22 protein-coding genes, 1 pseudogene and 1 riboswitch are annotated in these 24,436 nt (G+C 50.5%); of the genes and pseudogenes, 1 reads left to right on the top strand and 22 read right to left on the bottom strand.

Annotation, left to right across the window (positions count from 1 at the left end):
- Positions 1 to 17 precede the first annotated feature (17 nt).
- The 3 genes from NR121_RS04735 to NR121_RS04725 form a co-directional block, all read right to left on the bottom strand.
- The gene (locus NR121_RS04735) at positions 18 to 1,292 is read right to left on the bottom strand and encodes a TRAP transporter large permease (protein WP_054817329.1); all 1,275 of its coding nucleotides are present in this window, start codon (positions 1,290 to 1,292) and stop codon (positions 18 to 20) included.
- 7 nt (positions 1,293 to 1,299) lie between these two features.
- A complete protein-coding gene (locus NR121_RS04730; protein ID WP_160327406.1) occupies positions 1,300 to 1,788 on the bottom strand; it encodes a TRAP transporter small permease in 489 nt (162 codons plus the stop codon).
- 70 nt (positions 1,789 to 1,858) lie between these two features.
- Positions 1,859 to 2,917, bottom strand: a complete 1,059-nt coding sequence (locus tag NR121_RS04725) for a TRAP transporter substrate-binding protein (RefSeq protein WP_137670745.1) — start codon at positions 2,915 to 2,917, stop codon at positions 1,859 to 1,861.
- Between the two features lie 595 nt (positions 2,918 to 3,512).
- On the opposite strand from NR121_RS04725, the pseudogene NR121_RS04720 reads away from it, so the two are divergent.
- Positions 3,513 to 4,203: pseudogene (locus NR121_RS04720) on the top strand (NAD(P)H-dependent oxidoreductase).
- A gap of 111 nt (positions 4,204 to 4,314) precedes the next feature.
- Here the strand turns inward: NR121_RS04720 and NR121_RS04715 are convergent.
- The 19 genes from NR121_RS04715 to NR121_RS04625 form a co-directional block, all read right to left on the bottom strand.
- Positions 4,315 to 5,760: a hypothetical protein gene (locus NR121_RS04715; protein WP_062410601.1), complete on the bottom strand. Its 1,446-nt coding sequence runs from the start codon at positions 5,758 to 5,760 to the stop codon at positions 4,315 to 4,317.
- Between the two features lie 28 nt (positions 5,761 to 5,788).
- The gene (locus NR121_RS04710) at positions 5,789 to 7,036 is read right to left on the bottom strand and encodes an AGE family epimerase/isomerase (protein WP_062410600.1); all 1,248 of its coding nucleotides are present in this window, start codon (positions 7,034 to 7,036) and stop codon (positions 5,789 to 5,791) included.
- Between the two features lie 37 nt (positions 7,037 to 7,073).
- On the bottom strand, positions 7,074 to 7,901 hold the full coding sequence (locus NR121_RS04705; protein WP_062410599.1) for a carbohydrate ABC transporter permease: 828 nt from the start codon (positions 7,899 to 7,901) through the stop codon (positions 7,074 to 7,076).
- The gene (locus NR121_RS04700) at positions 7,898 to 8,821 is read right to left on the bottom strand and encodes a carbohydrate ABC transporter permease (protein WP_062410598.1); all 924 of its coding nucleotides are present in this window, start codon (positions 8,819 to 8,821) and stop codon (positions 7,898 to 7,900) included. The genes NR121_RS04705 and NR121_RS04700 overlap by 4 nt, the downstream gene beginning before the upstream one ends.
- Positions 8,822 to 8,864: 43 nt before the next feature.
- Positions 8,865 to 9,620 (bottom strand): glucosamine-6-phosphate deaminase, encoded by a 756-nt coding sequence (locus NR121_RS04695; RefSeq protein WP_062410597.1) that lies wholly within the window; start codon positions 9,618 to 9,620, stop codon positions 8,865 to 8,867.
- Positions 9,621 to 9,623: 3 nt separating this feature from the next.
- Entirely contained in the window at positions 9,624 to 10,646 is a 1,023-nt protein-coding gene (locus NR121_RS04690) for a LacI family DNA-binding transcriptional regulator (RefSeq protein ID WP_062410596.1), read from the bottom strand.
- Positions 10,643 to 11,509, bottom strand: coding sequence for a sugar phosphate isomerase/epimerase family protein (locus NR121_RS04685; protein WP_062410595.1), 867 nt, complete (start codon positions 11,507 to 11,509; stop codon positions 10,643 to 10,645). The genes NR121_RS04690 and NR121_RS04685 overlap by 4 nt, the downstream gene beginning before the upstream one ends.
- Positions 11,510 to 11,538: 29 nt before the next feature.
- A complete protein-coding gene (locus NR121_RS04680) occupies positions 11,539 to 12,729 on the bottom strand; it encodes a DegT/DnrJ/EryC1/StrS family aminotransferase (protein WP_074727410.1) in 1,191 nt (396 codons plus the stop codon).
- Between the two features lie 20 nt (positions 12,730 to 12,749).
- Positions 12,750 to 13,781 (bottom strand): Gfo/Idh/MocA family protein, encoded by a 1,032-nt coding sequence (locus NR121_RS04675; protein WP_062410593.1) that lies wholly within the window; start codon positions 13,779 to 13,781, stop codon positions 12,750 to 12,752.
- 113 nt (positions 13,782 to 13,894) lie between these two features.
- Complete coding sequence (locus NR121_RS04670) at positions 13,895 to 15,229, bottom strand: extracellular solute-binding protein (protein ID WP_062410592.1); 1,335 nt, start codon at positions 15,227 to 15,229, stop codon at positions 13,895 to 13,897.
- A 556-nt stretch (positions 15,230 to 15,785) separates the two neighbouring features.
- Positions 15,786 to 17,021 carry an N-acetylglucosamine-6-phosphate deacetylase gene (locus NR121_RS04665; protein WP_160327405.1) on the bottom strand — a complete coding sequence of 412 codons (1,236 nt, stop codon included), beginning with the start codon at positions 17,019 to 17,021 and terminating at the stop codon, positions 15,786 to 15,788.
- A gap of 115 nt (positions 17,022 to 17,136) precedes the next feature.
- Positions 17,137 to 17,463: a hypothetical protein gene (locus NR121_RS04660; protein WP_054817310.1), complete on the bottom strand. Its 327-nt coding sequence runs from the start codon at positions 17,461 to 17,463 to the stop codon at positions 17,137 to 17,139.
- Positions 17,460 to 17,642: a hypothetical protein gene (locus NR121_RS04655; protein WP_062410591.1), complete on the bottom strand. Its 183-nt coding sequence runs from the start codon at positions 17,640 to 17,642 to the stop codon at positions 17,460 to 17,462. Before NR121_RS04655 ends, NR121_RS04660 begins: the two co-directional genes overlap by 4 nt.
- Positions 17,643 to 17,839: 197 nt before the next feature.
- Positions 17,840 to 17,968: riboswitch (cyclic di-AMP (ydaO/yuaA leader) on the bottom strand.
- 83 nt (positions 17,969 to 18,051) lie between these two features.
- Positions 18,052 to 18,273 carry a hypothetical protein gene (locus NR121_RS04650; protein ID WP_062410590.1) on the bottom strand — a complete coding sequence of 74 codons (222 nt, stop codon included), beginning with the start codon at positions 18,271 to 18,273 and terminating at the stop codon, positions 18,052 to 18,054.
- A gap of 237 nt (positions 18,274 to 18,510) precedes the next feature.
- A complete protein-coding gene (locus NR121_RS04645) occupies positions 18,511 to 19,560 on the bottom strand; it encodes a glycoside hydrolase family 130 protein (RefSeq protein ID WP_062410589.1) in 1,050 nt (349 codons plus the stop codon).
- 63 nt (positions 19,561 to 19,623) lie between these two features.
- The gene (locus NR121_RS04640) at positions 19,624 to 21,045 is read right to left on the bottom strand and encodes a phosphomannomutase/phosphoglucomutase (protein ID WP_062410588.1); all 1,422 of its coding nucleotides are present in this window, start codon (positions 21,043 to 21,045) and stop codon (positions 19,624 to 19,626) included.
- Positions 21,026 to 22,102 (bottom strand): glycoside hydrolase family protein, encoded by a 1,077-nt coding sequence (locus NR121_RS04635; protein WP_145862568.1) that lies wholly within the window; start codon positions 22,100 to 22,102, stop codon positions 21,026 to 21,028. The genes NR121_RS04640 and NR121_RS04635 overlap by 20 nt, the downstream gene beginning before the upstream one ends.
- Complete coding sequence (locus NR121_RS04630) at positions 22,083 to 23,237, bottom strand: glycosyltransferase family 4 protein (protein WP_256830695.1); 1,155 nt, start codon at positions 23,235 to 23,237, stop codon at positions 22,083 to 22,085. The genes NR121_RS04635 and NR121_RS04630 overlap by 20 nt, the downstream gene beginning before the upstream one ends.
- On the bottom strand, positions 23,234 to 24,274 hold the full coding sequence (locus NR121_RS04625; RefSeq protein WP_054817305.1) for a nucleotidyltransferase family protein: 1,041 nt from the start codon (positions 24,272 to 24,274) through the stop codon (positions 23,234 to 23,236). Before NR121_RS04625 ends, NR121_RS04630 begins: the two co-directional genes overlap by 4 nt.
- Positions 24,275 to 24,436: the final 162 nt, after the last annotated feature.

Genomic DNA, 24,436 nt, shown 5'->3' with positions numbered 1-24,436 from the left:
CGATGGTCTTGGATGAGTTATTTGGACCAAAGGCTTAATCCCGGCATAAAGGTGATCATCCCGAGGATGATGACTGCCGCTGCAAAAAAACAAGCGACGTAAGGCATCATCTCCACCAGCGAGCTGTTGTTTGTTTTTGCCGCCACGAACAAGTTAGCCGCCATAGGAGGGGTAATCAGTCCAAGCTCGATGTTGGTCACCAGCATGATACCGAAGTGGATCGGATCCATACCGAACTGCATAGCCGCCGGATAAAGAAGCGGGGCCATCAGCAGCACGGCAGCGTTCGTTTCCATGAACATGCCGACCAAAAACAAAATCAAATTGACTATGATCAAAAACATGATCTTGTTGTCCGTGATGTTCTGAATCGCACCCGTAAGCATCTGAGGAACCTGCTCCAGAATCATGAAATTGTTAAACACAGACGTAAAGGCAATGATGCATAAGATGGAGATGGACGTCAGTGCCGCTTTATAAAACACTCCGGACAGCTCGCGCATTTTCATCGTTTTGCCCGCCAGCGCCAACACCAGGCCGTACACACAAGCCACCGCAGCCGCTTCTGTCGGCGTAAAGATCCCTCCGTATATTCCGCCGAGCACGATCACGGGCATCAGCAGTACGGGAATCGACTGGACAAAGGCGATCCTCTTGCTCTGCTTGAAGACCGGAGTTTCTCCGCTCCCCTGCTCCCCTTCCGGATGGTTCAGCACCCTCTTAAGAAGCAGAAAATGCACGATGGAAAAGGCAAAGACCATCAGGATGCCCGGAAGCAGTGTCGCAAGGAACAAATCGGAAATCGAAGCGCCCACGGCCGCACCGTACACGATCAAAGGAATAGAAGGCGGAATCAAAACGCCAAGCAGCCCGCAGGATCCCATCAGAGCCGCTACATAGCCACGTTTGTATCCTTTATCGACCATCCGATTGCCGATGATGCTGCTGATGGCAGCCACGGTAGCTACCGAAGAACCCGTGATCGCGCCAATAAATGCACTGGCCAGAATCGTCACATATCCGAGCATGCCCTTCAGCCAGAACAGGAACATTTCGGCAATCTCTATCAGCCGGCCGATCAGCTTGCCTTGATTCATGATTTGTCCGGTCAAGATAAAGAACGGTATGGACAGAAGAAGAAAGGAGTTGATCGTCTGGTACGGCAGCGATGCAAAGGTATCGAGTGGCAGCCCGTTCATCTTCGCTCCGAGAAAAGCCGATAATGCAAAGGCTGCACCGATCGGTACGGCAAGAATCAATAAAATGAAGACACTAACGATAACCAGGGTCATGAAGTAGTCACCTCATTTCTGCTGTAGGACGCATCTCACGGATCATCAAAAGCAATTGGATCACCCCATGGAAGATGGCAAGGCCTGCACCGATCACCAGTGCACCAATCGGCAGCATAATCGGAATCCCCAGCTCGATGGTTTTCTCACCGGACTCGGCGATATAGGTAAAGAACGGATACACAATCGAAATGAGCGCAACACTGAAGGTCAGCATGAGAATCTCGGATAAAAAATGAATCACCTTGCGTAGTCTCGGACTTCGCAGCAAATCGGTCACTTCGATCGTTATATGGTCTTTCGTATAAACGGCCAATCCGAATCCGATAAAGGTCAATACACAAATACTGAGTAAACCGATGTCGACCGTTCCCAACAAAGGCCAGCCGAAGGCTCGAAAGCATACCTGCAGAAAGATTGAAATCAGCATGACGACAAAGGCAATGATGACGACCGCTTTTTCGATCCGTGCCATTGTATTTTCAATACGCTCCAACACAGTTAACCACCGCCGTATCATAAAATGTATCTGCATCCGGGCACATAGATTCGCTGACCCGGATGTTTTATTTCAATGCTGCAATTTCTTCTCTCAGCTTCGATATCCGATCAGCGCCATAGACGTCGGCAAATTTATCCCATAAGGAACGGCCGATTTCTTTAAAAGCCGCGATTTCCTCCGGCGACAAATCGACGACCTCGATGTTTTCATTCTTCATTTTTTGTACGTAGGAATCGATCAGCTTGCGGTTCTCCGTAATTTGCCACTGCTGCGTTTCCTTAGCGGCTTCTTCAAATGCCTTCTGCTGTTCCGGTGTCAGGCTGTCCCACATTTTTTGGCTGATGCTGATCGTACCGGACGCATAAACATGATTCAGACGGGTGACGTATTTGTTCGTCTCGTGAAGCTTATTGTCATACGTAATAATTAGGCCGTTATCCTGCCCGTCAACAACGCCTTGCTGCAGTGAGGTGTACAACTCCGGCATAGGAATGGATACGGCTTGGGATTCGACCGCTTCGAAGAATCCTTTGATCGCGCGGGAACCCGGAACTCTCAGCTTAAGTCCCTTCATTTCCGCAGGTGTTTTGACTGTATGCTTCGAGTTCGTCAATCCTCTAAACTCCAGCTCGTAAAAGCCCAGAGCATGAATATTGTGTTTTTTCAGCGTTTCTTTAATCGTCGCCGGGATAATGCCGCTGCCATAGAAGAGCTGATCCGCCTGTTCGTTGTTCTCCGCAATGTAAGGCAAGTAGCTGAAGTCAAGCAGCGGATCCATCCCTGCCAGCGATCCTTGATTCAAAAAGGCCATATCCAGGGTACCACGGGACAGATTCTGCCCAAGTGCTTCATCCCCCCCGATTTGGCTTGCCGGGAAAATGCTGATTTTCACGGCGCCGTTTGTTTTTTGGCCCACCAATTCGGCAAATTTTTGGGAGGCTTGATCCGTGACGCTGTTGGCGGCAAAAACATGACCGAGACGCAAATTTACCGGCTTGGCCTCTCCCGAAGGCGCGGTGGAACCGTTGGAAGAAGAAGACGAAGAAGAGCAGCCTGCAGCGAGCAGCGAAACGGCCGCAGTCAAAGCCATGCACATCATGAATGGTTTGGATTTTTTTAACATATTCCTAACTCCCCTCAGTATTTGTAAACCTTATTGGCTTCCTCTGACTGAACTTGAAGTCTCAAATCTTCAGGCCTCGTTTGTAAACCAAAACTGGTAAGCAAGCACCTCCCATTTTGATGAAACAATCATCAGTAAACGGTTTCAGAAAACGATTTCTGAAATGGTTAAAAAAATATACTCAGCCATAAATTATAGATGTCATTTTGTAACCGCTATCAGAAAATGATTTCTGAAATACATATTAGCAAGTTAATTTTTCTTTTGTCAATACTATTTTTCACAGCTAAAAAAATCCGTTGGAAAAAATGAATCCTCCGCAACCTTTTAATTAACCCCCGGTGGATTTTATAAACATGGTTGTTCTTGCGGCGCCGTCATATGTGGATAACTTGAACTGTGGATATGTTGACACTGCTGCAGGAATACATGCGTCATATAAGCAAAATGATTGTTGATGATGTGGATAAGATTGTGGATAATATGCCGCTCTCCCCTCGAAACCGCACCGGCAGCTTCGGGCGATTACTTAAAATAAGTGATATGTGGTATGATGAAGAGATCATGGAAAAATACGGGAAAGGGAGTATGACCCTTGAACCAGACAGCGATCAAAAAACAGGAAATACTGGACGCCTTCTATTTCAGACATGCTACCAAACAGTTCGACCCGACGAAAAAAATTTCCGACGAGGATTTCCGGTTTATTCTCGAAACGGTTTATTCTCGAAACCCGAAGATTGTCTCCAAGCTCCGTCGGCTTTGAGCCCTGGAAGTTCCTGATCGTCCAGAACGATGGATTGAGAGAAAAGCTGAAAAAGGTATCCTGGGGAACACAAGGACAGCTTCCGACAGCCAGTCATTTTGTGATTATTCTGGCCCGGAGAAACGTAAGATACGATTCCGACTATGTGCTCAACCTGTACAAAAATGTAAAACAGATGCCCCCGGAAGGATTGGAACGCATCCCTACCGTATATCGAAAATTCCAGGAATCCGATCTACATTTGCTGGACAATGAGCGTACCTTGTTCGATTGGGCCTGCAAGCAAACGGATATCGCCCTTGGCAATATGATGACCGCTGCGGCTCCGATCGGAATTGATTCCTGCCCCATCGAAGGATTCGATTTTGACGAGGTACACAAGATTCTTGACGAGGAGGGACTGTTGGAAAACGGGAATCTGGACATTTAGGTCATGGTAGCATTCGGATACCGGGCCCAAGACCCGCATCGTCCAAAAACGAGACAAAACCTGGAGGATATTGTGCAGTGGATTGAATAAGCATCGCGACAAGCGAAGCGCCTTCCGATCGTACATGACGATGCCGGAAGGCGCTTGTTTGGGTCTGGCTATGCGGGCCCGGTCAGCGTGAGCGTCTCGTCCAAAGCCCTCCTAAGCGGTAACCAAGGTTCGGATTCCGCTGCGTATGATTTCCTCCGCTTCCGGAGCAAGCGGAGCGGGCAGGCCAAAATAATAAATATAATCGACCGCTTCATACCCCCCCTCGGCCAGCTGGCCGGCTGTAGGGATATACCCGATCATGCCGTTGGAGTAGCACACGGGGAGCACCCTGCCTCCGAAGCCGATCTTGACGAAGCGGCCGTAGTCTCCAGCCATTTCCGCATTGGTCGCAAGCAGCGCGAACCCCTCAGCCAATTCGAGATACGAAAGCTCTAACTCGACGGTGCGCTGCCGGTAGTGATGATTGGAAAGCAGCAGTCTGCTCCACTGCTCCAGAATATCTTCGTCCGGCGCGAGCTGCTTGATGGGATTCGCATGGGCATCAGGACGATCTGTTCCAACCGCGTCCCCGGCTTTTTCGCCGGCTTTTCCCCCGCCAAGCTCCAGTTCCTTCTGTGACGGTTCCAGGCGGGCCCACTTCCTGAGCTCATCCGGAGAAGGTGGTTCTTGCAAGGGGAGCTGAACGCGCACCGTTCGTGAATGCAGCATCCGCGGCGCAAGCGGCTTCATCGGCCTTGTCAAAACGGCCAACACCTCGCTAGCCAGTGCCTGCCCGATGCTGCGCACATCCTCATCGCCGCCGCGATAAAATTCGCCGTCCCGTACAAGGGCCGGCCGAACGTCGGCGCAGCAGCCCTGCACATACGCCGAGACCGCTCCACAACCGAGCTGCTCTTCAATCAGCCCCATGGCCAGCCCCGGAAATTCGGACGATACCGTATTGTCACCCGATGTGGTAGGATGACAGGCATAATGAACCAGAAGGGCCTTGGTTTTGCCGTTGGATAACGCATAACGAATAACGGTTACTTCAGGATCTGCAGGCCCTTCCGGGTTCGGCGCCATCCGTATACTCCCGTCTACCCTTTTCCGGCGGTAAATGCCAAGACGGCAGCTCCCGATTCCCCGCTCCGCCGTCACAGGCTCGAAAGCCCGTGCCGCTTGTTCTGCGCCGTCCAAGATACGTTCTTCCAAAAAAGCGATATATTCTGGGTCCGGGCGGCCAAGCGAAGGCGTGAACAAGCCGCTGGTTTGCGGACCTGAATGATTATGCGTGGCATGCAGCACGATCTGCGCTTCACTCAGTCCAAAGCGTTCATTCAGCTTGTTCCTCAGGCTGTCTACGCGTTCCGCCCCCCACCACAGCAAATCGGCTGATATCACCAGCGCGCTTCCAGTCCCGCCTTGTTGAAAAAACAAGATTCTTGCATACAAAGGACGTTCGACGCGTTCAAAATCTCCTTGTCTATGCGCAAAGCCCGCAAGCGGCAGCGGGCTTTGCGGGGTGATGTCGACCTTGGAGCAGCCAAGCTGAAGATCATAAGATGGCGCCAACCCGTCCGGTTTCTCGGAGAAAACCGCGTTATGGTTTGTCATGGTCTCTTCCCCCTCAACTGCAAACCCTTTATTCCGAAGCAAGCAGCTCAATGATCAACAATACGTTTCGCAAAATATGATAGGGATCTTTGACCGGAAGGGCCACGGTCTTCTGTACCGGCTGACCGCTCCGATCCCGGATTTGAATCCATTCGCCGACCGCTTGATCCGGATGGGGGAACGTACGAAACACATAATCGTGCATCTGCTCATACTTCGCATATAGATCGATTCTGCCCGTCAGTCGATAGCCGAGAAGCAAAGCATACAGCGCCTCGGAGTGGGGCCACCATATTTTCATGTCCCACGTGTCGCTTACCAATGCCTCATAGCGCCCGCCGCTTCTGCGGCCGCGTACCTCCCCTCCCTCGCGGTCGACGTAACGAAACAGTCCTCCGTGTTGCGGATCCCAGCCCAAATCGAACGCCCGTTCGACCACTGCAGCCGCTTGCTCCACCCGCTGCCTGCTGCCGGCCTTCACCGCTTCCGTCATCACAAACCACATGCACTCCAGCGAATGTCCCGGCGTCACATGCCTGCTGAGCAGCGTATCCGCTTCGTTCCGATCGGCCGGAAGCATTTCACGGATGATGCCGCCGTCGAGATCATAAAACCGGTCCATGATCGTATCCACGAAGGAAATCGCCTCGTTCCGCACGGCCTGTACCTCCGGATGCGAGAACGCATCTAGCGCATCGGCAAGCTCCTGGGAGACATTGAGCAGAATCATCGGAACGGAATGGGCTTCATACCCTTCGGGCACCGGGTACGGCTCGCTTCGCAAATCCCCCTCCGCTACCCGCTCCATGATCCGCCGGTACAAACGCAAGCTGTCCTGAAGCGCCGCCGAATCTCCGGCCGCTTGGGCAAATTTGGCGAAGCCGAGTACGACAAAGCAATCCGCATAAAAGCTGATATCGTACCCCAACCCCGGAATCGCTTCCTTTTTCCCGCCGTCTGCCGTCAGCACATAAGCACAGTTCCCATTATCCAGGAATACATGATCGCGCAGAAAATCCATCGTTTTGCGGGCGTTCCGCAAGCAAAAGTCCGCATCTCCCGAGAGGAGATTTTTTTGGATCATGGACGCCATATGGGCAAGAATCCAAATCATCCGCCCCTGGGACCACGTATACTTGTCGGTACTGACAAGCTCCGTACCTTCATTATTGAAGCAAGTGTAAATTCCGCCGCGCTCAAGGTCGATAGCCCGAAACCAAAAGGGCAATAGAACCTTCTCCGCATGCTCCCGGTAAAACGACAATAAATGATTCATGGCCCACCCCGATCAACTCTGGAATATGCTGCAGTATTTACTTGCTGCCTGTCATACTGATGCTTTGAATAATGTGACGACGGAGGAAGATAAACACAATCAATATCGGAATCACCGAAATCACCGATCCGGCGGACATTACCGTCATATCGATCGAGAAGGACGACTGGAACATCGCCAGACCCAGCTCCATCGTAAACAAAGACTTGTCGCCGACGACAAGAAGCGGCCAAACAAAAGCGTTCCACGCCTCGATAAACGCGAAAATCCCCAAGGCGCTCATCGGCGCCACCAGCAGTGGGACGACCAATTGAAAAAAGATGCGCCACTCCGACGCTCCGTCCACCCGGGCCGACTCCAGAATTTCATCCGGAATTTGCTGAATGACGTTCTGACGCATAAAGAAGATACCGAAGCTCATGACCAAATACGGCAGGACCAATCCGCTGAATTTATTCAGCAAATCCAGACTTTGCATCTGCAAGTAAAGCGGAATCATGTAGATTTCAAAAGGGACGATCGCTGTTGCAAGCAATAATGAAAAAATAAAAGCCAGACCATAATACCGGAATTTGGCGAAAATGTACCCGGCAATCACAGAGGTGAACACAATGGCAAGCGCCGAGAATACCGCCATTCTAAGGCTGTTAAAAAAGTAAAGGTGAAAGGGCGCCGTTTCAAACACCGCAACAAAGTTGTCGAAATTAAACTGCTGCGGAATAAATGACGGAGGATAGATATTCAGCTCCGGAGGCGTTTTAAACGCCGTCGATACCATCCACAGGAAAGGGATGACCATCAGGATCGCTCCCAGAGTCAATAGGAGCATCCGCAAGGCCGTCATGATCTGATTTCTCCGTTTCATCGGTTCAACCCCTTTCCAGACGTGGTATTATCCTTAGCCAACCAAAGCTGTACCATCGTCAGCGCAAGCACGATCAGGAAAAGCACAACGGCTTCGGCCGAGGCGTACCCCATCTTGTAATAACGGAATCCGTTTTCGATCATGTCATACACAAGCACACGCACAACATATCCCGGGGAACCCTGAATGTCGGAAGCCAGAATATAGATTTGGCTGAACACATTGTAGCCGTGAATCAGCGTGATGATCGACACGAATACCGTGATCGGTTTGAGCATCGGAAGAGTAATGTACCGGAATGCTTTGGCTCCCGTCGCCCCGTCAATGGCAGCGGCTTCGTAAAATTCCTTCGATATCCCCGTCATACCCACAAGAAAAATGATCATATTATATCCCACCGTTTTCCATACGGTCAGCATAATCACCGATACGATCGCGAGTACCGGGTCAAACAGCCAAGCCTTCGGCGCCACCCCAAAAAAGGATAAAAAATAATTGAACAAACCGTGCTGCGAATCAAGGATCCACTTCCAGGTTACGGCCACCGGTACCATCGGCGTAATGACAGGCAGAAAATAAAGCGCCTCGTACCATGCTTTAAAGCGGATGCCTTTATGAAGCATAGAGGCGATGATTAGCGCGGTAGGCACGCTAAAGATGAGAATGCCAAAGGCAATGATCGACGTATTTTGGATAGCAATAATAAAAGGTTCACTTTGAAACAGCGTGATAAAGTTCTCCAAACCAACAAAAGGCTTTTTGACCGATATCAGGTCCCATTCAAACAAGCTGATGTACATCGTTTTGGCGATCGGTATGAATCTAAGATACGTATACAGGGCGATGATCGGCGCCAATGCCAGAATACAAAACCAGTGACCCGGCTTCAGCCGAAACCTTTTTTTCACAGATGCTTCCATTTCCCTAGCCCCTCCTTCCCTTTCCGTTCACCATCGATTCGGCCTACAATAACGAAGCGCTGTCTTCGTCCAAATAAATGCGGCAGGATTCGGCCCTGCGCAGCACCGAAGCGGGACACTGCACATCGATTGGACCATACAACGTCTCATGCACGGCCCTGCTCTTCCTGTCGCCCGGCACGGTACAAAAGATAGCGGACGCCGATAAAATCGTCGGAATGGTTAACGTAATGGCTTGAACAGGAACATGGTCCAATGCGTCAAAGCATCCATCGTTTACCTGCTGCTGCCTGCTGGATTCATCCAGCTGGACGGCTTTCACTTTCAAGGGGTCCTGAAAATCCGCTACATGGGGATCATTGAATGCGATATGGCCATTCTCTCCGATTCCAATGCAGGCAATATCGATGGAATGGGAAGCCAGCAATTCCGAATATCTTTTACATTCTTCCTGCGGATCGTTCAAGCCGTTAATGGCATGAAATTGCTTGGGATGGCGATGATTGAACAGCCTCTCCCTGAGATATAAGGAGAAGCTTTGCGGCGCATCGGCTGGTAACCCGACGTATTCATCCAGATGGAAGCAGATGACCCGGTCCCAGAAGATGCCCTCCTCGTCTCGAAGTGCATCAAGAAATTCATTTTGGGACGGAGCCGAAGCAAACACCATGGAAATGACCTCTTTTTGCCCAAGAAGTTCTTTCATTTTGCCCGCAACATCGAGCGCTACAGCCTTACCCATCGCTTCGCGCGTCGTATGACGCAATACTGTCAGTTGATGAATTGTTGTGGACTCCATAGATCAACCTTCCGTTTCTTTAAGATGATGTAACCGTCTGACCGATGATCGAACGATGAGCTTTTGCTCGAACATGATATGCTGAAACCCTGAAACGCGCCGCCCGAAAATACGGTCGAACAGCGTCCAGGCCAATGCTTTCCCCGCTTCATAAGTCGGAATCGACACGGTTGTCAGCGGAAACGTAGTCAGTTCGATGTCGTCAAACCCGACGACGGAGACATCCTCCGGCACCTGGAGTCCGGCCTCCAGCAGCGCTTTAACGGCACCGATGGCAATCACGTCATCAAAACAGATGATCGCGGAAGGCCGATCCGTCATTTCGGCGATCCGATGGCCTATGTCCATTCCGTCCGTTATTCCGTTCGCATCATGAAACACAAACCTTTCATCCACCTCAATGCCCTGCCCCTTCATCGTATCCACAAATGCGGCATAGCGCATTTTGGCCGCTTTGGAGGTTTTGGGGCCGCGTACAAAACCAATGCGGGTATGCCCCATGGACAACAGGTGCTCCGTCACTTGGCGTCCGCCGTCATAATCGTCGAATTCATACGTATCGCAGGACAAGCCGGGAATTTTGCCGAGCAGCACAAACGGGACGTTCGTTTTTTTCAATTCAAAAAAATGGTCGAATGTGACTTCCTCCAGGAGCGGAGCAATGATCAAACCGTCTACCCTTTTGCGGACCATGGCCTGAATGTGATCAATCTCGGCTTGATGATCCTCGCCGCTGCTGCATAGAAATACGGTGTACCCATGCTCACCGGCAATTTCCTGTACCCCTTTGGTAATGTGGTTGTAAAAAGGGTTTGTGATATCCTTGATGATCAATCCAATGGAACCGGTCGATCTTGAAGATAAGCCTCTGGCGATTTCGTTAGGCACATACCCAAGCTGTTCCGCTGCCTTCAGCACCTTCTGGCGGGTCTTCTCGGAAAAACCGCTTTTTTGGTTCAACACTCCGGAAATCGTGCTTTTCGCGAGGCCCGTAGCTTTGGCAATATCGGCGATCGTCACGTTCATAGCTGCACCTCCCCTTGTGAGAGCGCCCTGCGCAAGCCTGACAGTGTCAACCGGGTTCCTTCCGCAGCCGTCCCGCCCTCGGGAATGTAATGCGTCTCAATGGTGTACAGCCCCCGGTAACCATCTCTCTCCAAAGCGGAAATGTGAGCCGCAAACGGAACACGGCCGTCTCCGATCGGCACGCAGCGCGGCGTTCCGTCGGGCTCTACCCGGGCGTCTTTCAAGTGTACATGACCCAGCACATCTCTAATCTGTTCATATCCGTCAGGGAATGCAGGCTTTCCCCCATAGGCCTCATTCCCAGGATCCCAAAGCACTTTGACGGCTTCGGATGCCACGCCGCGGACGAAACGCCCTACTTCCTCCGCGTATCCTCCGTTGCAGGAAGGCTCGTTTTCCAATAGCAAGGTGACATCCTCCCGCTCCGCGATCGCTGCCGCCGCCTTGAGATGCGCGACGATGTCGGCTTCATACTTCATCGGATCCTGTTCCCGCCAGAACGAAAAAATGCGGATTCTTCTCGTCCCGAGTTGTTTGGCAATTTGAATTGCCCTGTGCAATTTATGGTAATGCGCTTCGACCGCTTCCTCCGGCTGACCAAACGTGTCTCCGGCTGAAACCGGACGCGCCGGGTCTAAAGCGCATTTAAATACAGGTGAGGCTATGGCGGAGACAAACAATCCCCGCTTCTCTACTTCCCGGCGCAGGTTTGCCAACTCTTCGTCGGATAAATTCATGACATTCCTTCTGTTAACCATGCGAATTTCCACATGCTTTAGCTGATGCTCCACAATCCAATCCAGAGCTTCCTCCACATGCGGGGATACTTCGTCGGTTAACACGCCCACACGATCCCATATCATTGGGTAGGGTACTCTCCTTCCTGCAGGAACTAAACCGATTGCACGACCTTGCGAATGGCTTGAGCAATATCGTGCATGTCTTGTTCGTCCCCTAATAAAACATTTTGCGGAAGCCACAGGGCTTCTTTTTCACATGCGCGTTCGGCTACCGGACAAGAATCCCTGCGGGCTTGCCCTGTCCTCTTGCGAATCTCTTCCGAAATCGCGCGGTTTTGGTTTAAAGCCACATAGCCTTCATGAACGGGAATGCCTTCCGCGTTCAGCATACGGCATACATCGCTTTTATTCAGCTTGTCGGCCAGATCCTTATGCAATTTGAAAATATACAGATGATAAGCGTGCCGGGTAACCTGCGGGTCCGTTGCCAACGGACTTACGCCATCCACATCTTGAAGCAGTTCATTCAGGAGGCGGGCATTCTTCTCACGGACGGCCATTTGCTGTTCCAGTCTGCTGAGCTGACCGATAAGCAGGGCCGCCTGAAATTCGGTCATGCGTAAATTCCAACCGATCACTTCATGCTGGTACCAAGCACCGTCACGGATGCGGCCCGCGTTGACCAGCGACCAGGCTTGATCCGCCAAGGCTTCGTTGTTGGTCAGAATCATGCCGCCTTCGCCGGAATTGATATTTTTGGACGACTGGAAGCTGAATGTGCCCAAATCGCCGATAGCGCCTACACCCGTTCCGTTCCAGCGGGCCCCTGCCGCTTGCGCCGAGTCCTCGATGATGCGCAAGCCGTGCTTCTCGGCAATCGCCTTCAGCCTGGTCATGTTCGCCGGCGCTCCCCCGATATGCACCGGTACAATCGCCTTTGTCCTCGGGGTAATCAGCGCCTCCACTTGATCCGGATCGATCAAAAGCGTTTGTTCCTCCACATCGGCGAATACCGGAATCGCTCCGAACAGGAGCGGAGCCGCTGCGGTAGCAAAGAACGTGTAAGGAGGTACAATGACCTCGTCACCGGCTCTTACTCCGGCCGCTTGAAGGGCTATAGCGATGGCCACCGTCCCATTCACGACCGTCACCGCATACTTCGCATCATGAAGCTCGGCAAACAGCCTCTCCGCTTCGGGAAGCTTGCTGCGGGTTGCTCCACCCCACTTTCCCGAATGCAGAACCTCAAGCAGCAGCTTTTCTTCCAACTGGTCATAAATCGGCCATTCCGGGAATGGCTTCGTTCTCACCGGACTTCCCCCATCTATTGCCAATTTTACCACATCCGTCTCCTCCTTGGCGTCTACACCTTGACTTCTTTACCCGACCTTGCCGATTCGTATATGGCCAGAATCAGATCAACCGACTTTCTGGCCTCCTCGCCGTTCACGTGAGGCTCACGATTGCCGCGGATCGCCTGAATCATATCGTCCACGTAAAAGTAGTGACCGGCACTGGAAATCTGCTGCGGATTGCTGCTTGAGGCCAGGCCGAGCGTATCTTCCAACACCGGGGCCGGTTCGTCATGCCCCATGAACGTCCATTGCTTGATGCCTTCATCACCGAATTCGATCGTCCCTTGATCTCCGTGAATCTCAAACCGGGTCTCCTGACCCGGATAGACGGAGGTCGCGGCCTGAATGATGCCGAACGCTCCGCTCTTATATTTCAATGCCGCAACGGCCGTATCTTCCACTTCAATCTCCCTAGCCAGCGTGGCCGTGTAAGCGAATACCGACTCGACCTCACCCATGATATACTGAATCAAATCTACGCCGTGAACCCCCTGATTCATAAGAGCCCCGCCGCCGTCGAGCCTCCAGGTTCCGCGCCAGCCGCCGCTCTTGTAATACTCCGGACTGCGGTAGTACTTGAGATAAGCATTGCCGAGAACGGGCCTGCCGATTTTGCCGTCCTGCAGCGCCTGACGGGCATGTAGCATGGCCGGCATCAAGCGTCTTTGAAATACGCATCCGAGCTTCACTCCCGCTTTGCGGCAAGCATCGATCATCGCGGTCATCCGGTCGCCGTTGATATCCAGAGGCTTTTCACAAAGCACGTGCTTTCCCGCTTGGGCGGCGGCTATCGTCACATCGCTGTGAGAACCGCTCGGCGTGCAAACACAGACCACATCAATGTCCTCCATCTTCAGCATTTCCCGATAATCCTTAAACAAGCGAGCGTCCGTAAGTCCTTCCGTCAACCGTCCTGCCTTCTCGGTGCTGTTGTCGGCGACCGCCGCCAACTCTGCATCCGGATGCTGACGGATGGATTCTGCGTGATACTTTGCAATCACACCGGCACCCACGATAGCGAATCTGATTTTGTCCGGCATACTCCCACCCCAACTGGCAAACCGGGCCCGACCGTGACCATCGGACCCGGCTGCGGTTTAGTTAGTACTGCTAAAATTGTAGGTTGTTAATGATTTCGATCATAAACTTCCTTTTATTCCGCCAATCGGCCTGCTTTTTTCAAAATATCGTTCGTTTCCTTTGCCGCATCATTCAGGAAAGCTTTCATTTTATCCGGATTATCAACAAAGGATGGATCCGTAAACCCTTTGGTTGCCAGACGGTCGGCGAATTTCGTCAGAATTTCATCGAATTCGGGCAGTGGCGGATACATTTGCAGGTCCTGCTTCACAAAGAACGCTTTATACTGCGGATATTCCTTATACACGTCATTGAGATCCAGATCATTGCGGGCCGGCAGCCAGCCGCTCATCGTGATGATTTGCTTGTGATTCTCCGGCTTGGTCAGGAAACGGATGAAATCCCATGCCGCCTCGGCTTTCGCTTTATCCGTACTAGAGACATAATAGTTGATCAGACTGATGACGTTGGCTTTGAGCGGAGCGGCATCATAATTTAGATCGGGAGCTTTTTTCTTCGTGTCCATAATGACATTGGATTCACGAATATAGAATGCAGCCAGGTTCGTCTGGAACGCTTCCGTGTCGTGCTTGAGCTTCGGATCGTCCGTTTTGAACTTGTGCACCATGTCCACATACAGCTTCAACGTTTGGTAACCCTCTTCGGTGTTATAATTCGCCGTATATTTTCCCGGTGACACTTCCTTGACGATACTGCCGCCGCGCTGGGCCAGAAGGTTCCAGAATTTCTCCCCGACGCCGCTGCCGCCGCCGCTTAACCGCAAGCTCATTCCCGCCCGCTCCAGATTGCCGGAAGCATCGCGTTTGGCCAGTTTTTGGGCATATTCCAGCAGATTATCGACGTTAGGCGGCTCTGTCAGCCCGGCCTCCTTCAGCATGTCTTTGTTGTAATAAATCGCTCCGGCCCCCATGAAAGAAGGCACACCGTATGGTTTACCGTTCACGCTGGTCGTATCGACGATCAACTTCTCGTGAATCCCGGAATTCACGTACTTCACGAGATCCTCGGGGGTGGTTTGAATCAAGCCTCCCTCAATGTAGCGGAGCGCCAGGTTTGGATTTAAGGGGAGGATATCCGCTGCGCTTTTGGACGGAAGCGCCGCAGCCACCTTCTTTTCGTAATCGCGCAGCGGGAAAGAAGAGACCTCAATGGATACGTTCGGCTTTGTTTTTTTGTATTCCTCAGCCATTTTTTTGAAATACGGATCAAGCTCCGGCCATCCTGTCCAGATGGAAAGACTCACCGCTTGATCTGCCGGCTGGCCCCCACCGCCCTGTGCATTTCCGCCTGCGGGGGCCGGTTCGCCGCCGCCCGAACAGCCAGACAACATTGCCGATAATACCAACACACCTGCAAGACCGCTTGAGACTGCTTTTTTAGATGCCATTTTGCAATCACTCCCCTAAGTTATTTACGTTTCGCCATCGAACATGTCATGCCAAAACCGAAAACCAGCAGAAGTTTACCTCACGCTTTCTAACTTGCGACTACCTACACTTCCTGACGTGGGTGCAGCGGATGATCACTTCCCCCTTCTGATAGTGAATACTATTGATTCGGCTCATTTTTTGAACCGGTTCAAATAAGGACTAAAAAAAATAATACGCTGCTCTCAAGCAATTTATGTTATTTATATTAACATCAAAAAACGGAATTAATCAATATAAATTTGATTAACATAAAATTAATAACATATATATAACATAATTTGTCGTGTTAATGTTGTGACCTTTGCGTTTCTAGTGGGATATTAGACGATTGCCATAAAACCAATCACCTTCTACAATTATGCAAGCGCTTGCAAATGGATTTAAATTTGTTAAATGGCTTGCAACTGCAACCATTTAACATCATTTTCGACCATTTTGGGACGAAATTTTTGAACCGTTTCAAATCAAATTATAGCGCTTTCATTTTTTATCGTCAATGGTAGATTTCTTTATTCACAAATTTTCCTGCGCAGCTGAATATACCGTTTGTCCACGTTTTGTAACGGCAAGCATATCGATCCTGCCGTCCTCTGGATTCAGAGTAAAGGTCAACAAATCCGCCATTCCATTCGGCCGCACCTGTCCAAGCAGCGGCTCTCCGATTAAGCGGGCAGGCATGATCGTAGCCAACCTTATGGCTTCATGGAGACTCGCTGAAGTAAGCCGCATATAGGTTTGCACACAGTCTGCAAGGGATACGGCCGCTCCGGCCAAGAGCAGCGGATCGGCAACCATCTGCAGCCGCCCGGAAGGAAGCAGCTCCACTTCCCCGCCAACGTGCGTCTTGTAAATGCCCGGCTTCATATGGGCCAAATGCACCGCATCGCTGACAAGAACTATTTGATTATTCTTTGCCCGCGCCATCACCTTCATGACAGAAGGATGCAGATGATGTCCGTCGGAAATGATGCCCGGAGTCAAACGGTCGTCGGAAAGCTGTGACCAAATATAGTTCGGATGCCGGGGAAGCTGTGCATGCGCTCCGTTCCCCAGATGAGTGGACATTCTCGCACCGGCATCGGCAGCCGCAATAATTTCATCGTGAGACGCGGCCGTATGGCCTATGCATACGAGGATGCCTTCTTGAACAAGCCTGCGAATCATCTCGACAGCTCCCGTGCGTTCCGGCGCCAATGTCACCATACGGATGCGCCCGCCCGAGGCTTCCTGCCAAGCGGTAAACTCTTCCCAGTCGGGATCCTTAATATGTTCGCGGGGGTGAGCGCCTCGCGGACCGTCCTGATCAGACAAGTAAGGTCCTTCCAAATGGACGCCCAGCACGCAGCTGTCTACGATCGGATCCCGGCTGCAGGCCAGACGAATCGCCGTTAAACTGGAATGAATCTGTTCGAATCCGGCCGTAATAATCGTCGGACAAAAAGAAGTCGTACCCGTTCGCAGCACTTCCCGTGTCATTTGCCGAATCGCTTCCACACGTTCCTCCAGGTCCGCATCAGCCCTATTCAGATCATAGCCAGCAAAACCGTTAATTTGCAGATCGATCAAACCGGGACAAATCCAGACTTCCCTTTCGTTATCGGCACGCTTTTGTTTCTCTGTGGGCGTGACGGAAAAGATGCGTTCGCCGACAATGCTGACGCATACATATTCCCCCGTTGAAACCAGGCTGCCATATATTTCACGCGGGTTTGTTTCGATCGTAAACACCTCTTTCTTTATTGTATTCACTTCATCCATCCAATACATATTTGTACCGGTTCAAAATTGATTATGACCTGCTGACATAGAGAGTGTCAATGGAGTTAATAAAAATATCCCCCTGGAAATGGGGGATCTTGGTTCATTATAAGATCAATATCATGGCATTCCACAGCGCATCGCACAGCTCGCGACCCTTCACTTCAAGGCTTGAAGTCTTGATCAGCCATTCTTCGTAAATCTTATCAATGCGAATATAGCTGTCATATTGATGCAAATACGCCAGCATTTGACCAATCGTCAATAACGGGAGCGCTTTCTCTTTATGAAAACCGCCCATGTAGTAGATCATCTCTTCTTGTCCGCTGTAAAAGATATATTCCCCTTCTTCCGGATGCCATTGTTCGCGCAGTTTTTCTTGCTGTTCTTTGGATAGCTGCTGTAAATGAGCGGCAGTAATTCTCTGAATCATGGCATGTTCCTTTCCTCTGTCTTTAGTTTATTGCTTTTACGTTTATCCAAAACCTCTTCTTTGGTAGGTACGGTTAATTCGCTTTTAGGCCGGGTCATCCCATCATCACAATAACAAAATCCCTGTTCATCCTTATATAAAATTTCAACGACTTTCCCATCTCTTGTTTTCATAATCATAGCTTTACAGCATCTCCTTTTAAAGAAGAGTCCTCTCCTGCTCCACTCCTCCTTTAAAATTCGCCGCATCAAAAAACCCGCAATAAGCAGCATGACCGCAGATGCCTTTGACGATCAGCAGCTATATGGCGGGTCTAACAAAACAAAAAGACCCGCAATACGGGTCAATGTAAACCATCATTCGAATAAAAAATGAATTTGACCCATCTAACTGCTGACGAGGTTAGCTGCCGGGCTCGGGAAAGATGGTTCCCTACATCATGATTCGCCCCAGAAAATTGGTTCCCCCGCTTTCCGATGACTCGGAAATTAAGCGTACTATAATAATACCTAATAGTTAAACATTCGTCAATCAAAGAAACGCTTTTACTACTATTTATGCTAATATATTACAAATATTCCCACAGGATCACATCTTACCTTTTTTAATCCAAAATACGATTCTGAGCGTGCCAATGAGGGCGACCGATAAAAGCGCAAGCAACAAAACCACCCAAGTACCTAATCTATCGATCTCACTTAATCCACTGGCATTCGCCATCACAAAGACGCCGACCGCAATACAAAGCAAATATAAGCATATATTGGGGATGATCCAGGCTACTCTTAATTTCACATTCTTCTTATTCATAACACTCACTCCCCATTATAAAACCGCCGCTTCATTTTAAAACGTATTCAAGATATATAACTATTATAACCACATCATCATAAAGGTAACAGCCCGCTGAAAAAAGAGTCATCCTCAAACGACGTGTGACCTGTTCGGACTGAATACGTTTAGAAAGATGCTAAAGAGACTGTCCCAAAAGTTGATGTCTTTCTTGTGAAACAGTCTCCATTCGCTCCTTCATCGCCGGGTTGCCGGTCAAACCTGTTCCAATTGCTCCAGAATTTCACTCATTTCTACCTCAGCATAACACATAGAGGTATCCGCTGCGCCATAATAAATTTTTACCTTGCCGTCTTCATAAAGCGCCCCGCAGCTGAAAACGACATTGCCAAAAAAACCTTCTTTTTCATAGTCCGTTTCCGGCTCCAAAAAAGGCTGCGTACTGCGGGCGATGACGCGCCAGGGCTGTTCCGAATCCAGCAGCACGGCCCCCAGGCAATATCTATTATTGCGATCGGCGCCATGATAAATTTCCAGCCACCCCTGTTCGAGTTTAATAGGAACGCAGCTTCCCCCTATTCGTGCTTCATCCCACAGGCCCGGCCGGCAGCCCATCAAGAAACGATGATTCCCCCAGCAAAGCAGGTCGGGAGATTCCGCCAACCACATGCTTGGTTTGCCAAAGCTGGAGCTGGAAGGCCGATGAAGGGCATAATATTTGCCGTTAATTTTTTGCGGAAAGATGACGATATTTTTGCTGTCCGGTTGGAAAATCACGCCCTCGCGTTGAATATATGCAAAATCTTTCGTGGAAGCCAGGCAGGTTGTAATTCCCAGGTTGGACACGGCCGAATAATTGATAAAATACGTATCGTTAATCTGAGTGATCCGACAATCCTCAATTCCGTAAATCTCATATTGGTTTTCCGGAAATAAAGCGGGACGGTCATCAATCTCAAAATGAACGCCGTCCTTGCTCCTCGCTATTCTCAAATAGGAAAGGGACGTGAGCAATGAGCCTTCCGGTGTAGCGATGCCCCTAGCATCTGAAAAATCATATCCCGGGACTCCCTTTTCCAGTTGATTGATCCCCATTCTGCCGTTGGCGACGTCGTAGTACGGACTCAATCCAACGTTCGGATCGCGGTGTACCGGCCTTTCCGCTACGCGCAGAAGCAGCAGGATCTCATCTCCGTAACGCATGACACCGGCATTAAAAACGCCTATGACTTCATAATCTTTAAGGTATGGACGAATATCTTTGGGCTCAATGATCGGGTTGCCGATATATCGGGATACTTTCATTGCATGTAACCCCCTTCCAAGCAGTCCAAATCCATGTTCCACTCCTTAACCGGGCGCTGCCAATTACCAGTTGACTTGCAGGCTTCCGGATGCAGTTTTCAAGGCCTTTTCCAGTTCCGACTTGATTTCATTCAACCCTTCCTCCGTTTCCGCTTCCGCACGCAATACTAAAATCGGCTGCGTGTTGGAGCAGCGGACAAGCCCCCATCCTCCAGGGAACAAAACACGAATTCCGTCCACCTCGATCATCTCATGACTTCCATGAAAGTAATGCTTCACTTTGTTCAAAATGCGAAGCTTGGCGTCGTCGCTGCACGGAACTCTCGTTTCAGGTGTTGCATAATAACGGGGTACATCCTTAAAACAATCCGAAAGACGCTTATCCGTATGGGTCAATATCCGTAGGAGCCGACCGGCCGCATACAGGGCGTCGTCAAATCCGTAGTATTCGTCACGGAAAAATAGATGACCAGACATTTCGCCGCTGAACGGCGTATTCAGCCTGCGCATCGTAGCTTTGATATGCGAATGCCCGGTGCGGTGATACACCGGCTTGCCGCCGAGTCTCTCGACTTCTTCCACCAGCGCCTTTGAGCATTTCACCTCAATTAAAGCGTCACAGCCGGGATATCGGGGAAGAATTTCGCGCCAGAACAGAATCATTAATTGATCGCCCCATAACACGTTCCCCTGCTCATCCACGACGCCGAGCCTGTCGCCGTCTCCGTCGAAGGCAATACCAATATCAGCCTTCGACGCTCTCACCTTGTCGATCAGATCTTTCAAATTGTCCGGATCCACAGGATCCGGGTGATGGTTCGGGAAATCCGGGTCGGACTTGCAATAAAGCTCTATTACTTCGCAGCCCCAGTTTTTCAACGCTTTCGGAACAAAAGGAGACGGCGTGCCATTGCCGCAGTCCACCACTACTTTTAATTTTCTCGGGCCAAGTTTTATTTTTTCGGCCAGCATGGTCAAGTACGGCTCTTCCACGTCTTCGCGCTTCAGCAGACGCATGTTCCATCTGTATTTTTGCGGTATGTCCTCCTCTTCCGAAAGCCGGCGCATCCCTTGCCGCAGCTCTAGAATCGCGTTTCCATAAATGGTCGAATAGTCCATCGCAATCTTAAATCCGTTCTCGTCACCGGGATTATGGCTTGCAGTAATCATTACACCGCAGGGCGTTTTTAGAAATTCAAGCGCATAGTAAAACATCGGTGTCGTGACTTCCCCTATATCCACGACGTGACAGGACGCTTGGTGCAAACCGGAAATTAGCGCACGATGAAATTCCGGAGACGATTTACGGTTGTCACGGCCGACAATCACCTTGTCGGTTCCCGTAGCCCTAACCTTTTCCCCAAACGCTTTGCCAAGCAAGTAGCAGAAAGAAAGATCGATTTCCGCGTAGGCTTTTCCGCGAATATCATATTCCCGAAAAACCTGGGTTGGCAGCAGGTTACGTTTAGCATCGATAAGCCGCATAGTTCTCTGCACCTCTTTTGTTCGCGTTAAGTTTCAGATAAACAGCCTCTGTCAATAAATAAGATAGTGTAGATTCCGCTCCCTGGTTCAGATTCGGACCCTTTTCCCCCAATCCATCGTATCCGCTCCCTTCCAGCGCGTTGCACATCGGAACCCCCGCATCGTTCTCGCCGTAAAACCAGCCCCTGCATTTACCTACGATCTCTGCATAACGGGCTTTTCCTGTCATTTCGTAGGCTTTGGAAGCGGCCAAAGCGAGCTTCATGACATCGATCGGCTGTTGATCCCACAGTGCTCTGTACTCTGGCGTACACCATCCCCTATTCCCTACCGGACGAATATGCCCCTTCTCATTCAGCGATAACCGGATTAGAAAATCCAGGCTTTCTACAGCAACGTCAAGAAGCTCATTGTTTTTCATAGCCTCATACGCGCAAAACAATCCCCAGGGGATAATCCCGTTGCTGTAGGATAATGCCGGTTCGTACCATAACCATTGCGGCCTGGCATGGGTCCGGTAAGCATGAAGCAATTTCGCCGCCAGTGCCGCCAATACAGCATCCAAGTCGCGCGGATAGTTATGGCGAATCAAGAGACTTATCGCCGCCATCGCGTAAGCAGATCCCCGCAGGTATTGCAAATTGGCCACCTGGTTCATCGCCTTTTCAAGGATTTCTTTTGCCGCAAGCGCGCGTTCCCGATCCTGCAGCTTTATAAAAGCGAGCGCACTGGCCCACAAACAGCGTCCCAGGCAATCATCCGAGGGCGTTTCGGCTTCTCTCGTCCGATCAAAAGCGATGTTGTTGTGAAAATGTCCGTTTTCGTTTTGTGTCCAAAGCAAAAAGGAGAGATACGTATCGATGAGCGAATGTAAACCGTCAGCTTCCTTCTCGGGAACATAATCAAGCCACTCCAGGCACGCCCAGAGCGCCCGGGCCTGGTCGTCCGTGCTGTAGCCCTCCTGGCGGCGGGGAATGCGGCCAAGAGCGTGCTCTACGATTCCGGTATCATCAGTCAGCCGAAACATATGCCGAAAACTAACTGATGACGGATTCACGTTCCCTCACCTCGGCGAACAAGCTTGCGTGCTGCCTTCCGATTACCGGCCAATGCATTGTTTCCCCGATACGCTCCATTCGTTTGTTCCAGCTCTTCAATAAAGGATCGTTGGTCAACAGCGAGACCGTTTTATCGATCCATGCCTGTTCATTTTCATAAGGCAAAAGCAGTTCCGGATAGTCGGAAAGCAAATCCTGCGCATAAGCGTAGGGCGTGGATAATACCGGCCGCCCCAACCCGACAGCGTATGCCAATGTGCCGCTTGTAATCTGTTGCATCCCCGGGTAAGGGGTCACATAGATATCGCATGCTGAAATATGCTTGATCAGTTCGTCCTCGTCCATGTACTTGTCAATCATTGCAACATGCTGCTGCATACCGCTGGTTCGAATTTGTTCCTGCAGCTCGTTCCGATAGGACTCTCCTTCCCGCTTCCTGATTTCCGGATGCGTTTGTCCGGCAATCACATATAAAACATTGGGAATCCTGCGTGCGATTTCCGGCAATGCCTTCAGGATCAGTTCGATGCCTTTGCCACGGCTCAGCAGCCCGAACGTCATGAGCACTTTTCGGTTCTGCCAGCCAAGCTGCTCCCGGACATGCTGCCTTTTTTCCGAACTCGGCTCTGGTGTACCGTGGGGGATAAAGCAAATTTTTTCTTTCGGGATTCCGTACGCTTCTTGCAAATAGGCAATTGCCTTCCGGTTCATCACGATGATCTTTGCGCTTTTTTCCGCGATTTCCCTCTGGATCGAGGCGTAGGGTGGCTCGGGTTTCTTGAAAACCGTATGAAAGGTTGTGATGAGAGGTTTTTTTAGATTTTGGATAAAGGTTAAGATGTGAGCTCCCGCTTCACCGCCAAAGATCCCGAATTCATGCTGCAGGGAAACAACGTCGATATCGGAGCCATTTATTTTCCTCACCATTTTGGCGTAATCTTCAACTTGATTGCGCTGAAGCGGCCACAAAACGGGATCACCGGACCGGTCGGCCGGGTTTTCCGTGAGCACAACGACGGGGTCCTTCCCTTTCCAACCCTTGGCGTTATTGACCGCCTGCCTTAAATGAAACGTATAGGTGGCCAGCCCGCATTTTTGAGGCACGTACGTACTGACATAAGCCACTCGAGTCATGCTTGCAGCACCCCCATTCGATTCATGACCGCTTCATGCAAAATATGCTTCGAGCCCATCTCAAGATCGTAACCGAAAATGCAGTTGCTTAAATGGGTTGCGTCGTTTATTTTGCAGCGGTCCCACATAATGGTTTCGGAACAGCGCACGTTACGGCCGATCACACAATCGTTTCCGATTACGCTGAACGGCCCGATAATGGAGCGTTCCCCGATAACCACGTTATCTCCGATAAGAACCGGCGGAATGAGCAGTACACCGGGGCCAATATCGCAGTTTTTGCCCAGCCAGATTCCTTTTCCGCTTTCTTTGCCGGGGATCGGAAGGTTGTTCACGCGATTTAACACATCCCAATGAATTCGGCGGTACCTGTCTTTGGTTCCCATATCCATCCAGTATCCCGAAATCACTTTTCCGTAAACACCTGCATTCCTGGTAATCAGCAGAGGGAAGGTTTCACGCTCGATGGAAACTTCCCGATCCGGGGGAATGAAGCTCAGCACCTTTTTTTCCATCACATAAATTCCCGCATTGATCCGACGTGACGGCGCTTCTTCCAAACGGGGCTTTTCGACAAACCGAAGGATGCGTCCAGCCCCGTCCTGCTGCACGACGCCATATTGGGTGGGATCGTCCACCTCCGTCAAGCCGATAGTGACATTTCCCCCGTGCTTCCGGTGAAATTCCAATAAGGGATTAAGGTCGATTTCATGAACGATATCCGCGTTGACCACGATAAACCGATCGTCAAGATAACGCTCCGCGTTTTTGATGGCTCCGGCAGTGCCTTTGAGGGAATCTTCCATCGCATATTGGATCGTGATCCCCCATTTCTCTCCATTGCCAAAATGATTCTGTATTTTCTCCGGATGATGCTTGACCGCGATAACGAAATTTTGAATACCCTGTTTTTTCAAATGAACAATCACATGCTCCAGCCACGGACGATTGGCGATTAAAGCCATCGGTTTGGGCAATGTTTCCGTGAGCGGCTTCAACCTGGTTCCGAGACCTCCGGCAAGCAGTAATGCATTCATACGGCAAATACCTCCTATCAAATGAATCAATAACAGGCCCTGTATGTCAACCCCCTGTCTGGCAATGAGAGTCGCACTTCATCATGTTTTCATACCGGTTCACCCCACAAAAAAAGAAGACATGATCATAGGTGAAATTCTTTACCGTCATGTTCCCACGAT

The sequence above is a fragment of the Paenibacillus sp. Pae15 genome, from assembly GCF_024519685.1.
Taxonomy (GTDB): Bacteria; Bacillota; Bacilli; order Paenibacillales; family NBRC-103111; genus Paenibacillus_G; species Paenibacillus_G naphthalenovorans.
This window is presented reverse-complemented; position numbering and strand designations above follow the sequence as displayed.

Excerpts from the sequence above, each read along its gene's own strand:
- NR121_RS04640 (WP_062410588.1), bottom strand. The coding sequence starts at position 21,045 with ATGCGGCTTATCGATGCTAAACGTAACCTGCTGCCAACCCAGGTTTTT.
- NR121_RS04660 (WP_054817310.1), bottom strand. The coding sequence starts at position 17,463 with ATGATTCAGAGAATTACTGCCGCTCATTTACAGCAGCTATCCAAAGAA.
- NR121_RS04715 (WP_062410601.1), bottom strand. The coding sequence starts at position 5,760 with ATGACAAACCATAACGCGGTTTTCTCCGAGAAACCGGACGGGTTGGCG.
- NR121_RS04625 (WP_054817305.1), bottom strand. The coding sequence starts at position 24,274 with ATGAATGCATTACTGCTTGCCGGAGGTCTCGGAACCAGGTTGAAGCCG.
- NR121_RS04645 (WP_062410589.1), bottom strand. The coding sequence starts at position 19,560 with ATGAAAGTATCCCGATATATCGGCAACCCGATCATTGAGCCCAAAGAT.
- NR121_RS04700 (WP_062410598.1), bottom strand. The coding sequence starts at position 8,821 with ATGGAAGCATCTGTGAAAAAAAGGTTTCGGCTGAAGCCGGGTCACTGG.
- NR121_RS04675 (WP_062410593.1), bottom strand. The coding sequence starts at position 13,781 with ATGCCGGACAAAATCAGATTCGCTATCGTGGGTGCCGGTGTGATTGCA.
- NR121_RS04705 (WP_062410599.1), bottom strand. The coding sequence starts at position 7,901 with ATGAAACGGAGAAATCAGATCATGACGGCCTTGCGGATGCTCCTATTG.
- NR121_RS04695 (WP_062410597.1), bottom strand. The coding sequence starts at position 9,620 with ATGGAGTCCACAACAATTCATCAACTGACAGTATTGCGTCATACGACG.
- NR121_RS04685 (WP_062410595.1), bottom strand. The coding sequence starts at position 11,509 with ATGATATGGGATCGTGTGGGCGTGTTAACCGACGAAGTATCCCCGCAT.
- NR121_RS04655 (WP_062410591.1), bottom strand. The coding sequence starts at position 17,642 with ATGATTATGAAAACAAGAGATGGGAAAGTCGTTGAAATTTTATATAAG.
- NR121_RS04710 (WP_062410600.1), bottom strand. The coding sequence starts at position 7,036 with ATGAATCATTTATTGTCGTTTTACCGGGAGCATGCGGAGAAGGTTCTA.
- NR121_RS04670 (WP_062410592.1), bottom strand. The coding sequence starts at position 15,229 with ATGGCATCTAAAAAAGCAGTCTCAAGCGGTCTTGCAGGTGTGTTGGTA.
- NR121_RS04725 (WP_137670745.1), bottom strand. The coding sequence starts at position 2,917 with ATGTTAAAAAAATCCAAACCATTCATGATGTGCATGGCTTTGACTGCG.
- NR121_RS04650 (WP_062410590.1), bottom strand. The coding sequence starts at position 18,273 with ATGAATAAGAAGAATGTGAAATTAAGAGTAGCCTGGATCATCCCCAAT.
- NR121_RS04630 (WP_256830695.1), bottom strand. The coding sequence starts at position 23,237 with ATGACTCGAGTGGCTTATGTCAGTACGTACGTGCCTCAAAAATGCGGG.
- NR121_RS04690 (WP_062410596.1), bottom strand. The coding sequence starts at position 10,646 with ATGAACGTGACGATCGCCGATATTGCCAAAGCTACGGGCCTCGCGAAA.
- NR121_RS04735 (WP_054817329.1), bottom strand. The coding sequence starts at position 1,292 with ATGACCCTGGTTATCGTTAGTGTCTTCATTTTATTGATTCTTGCCGTA.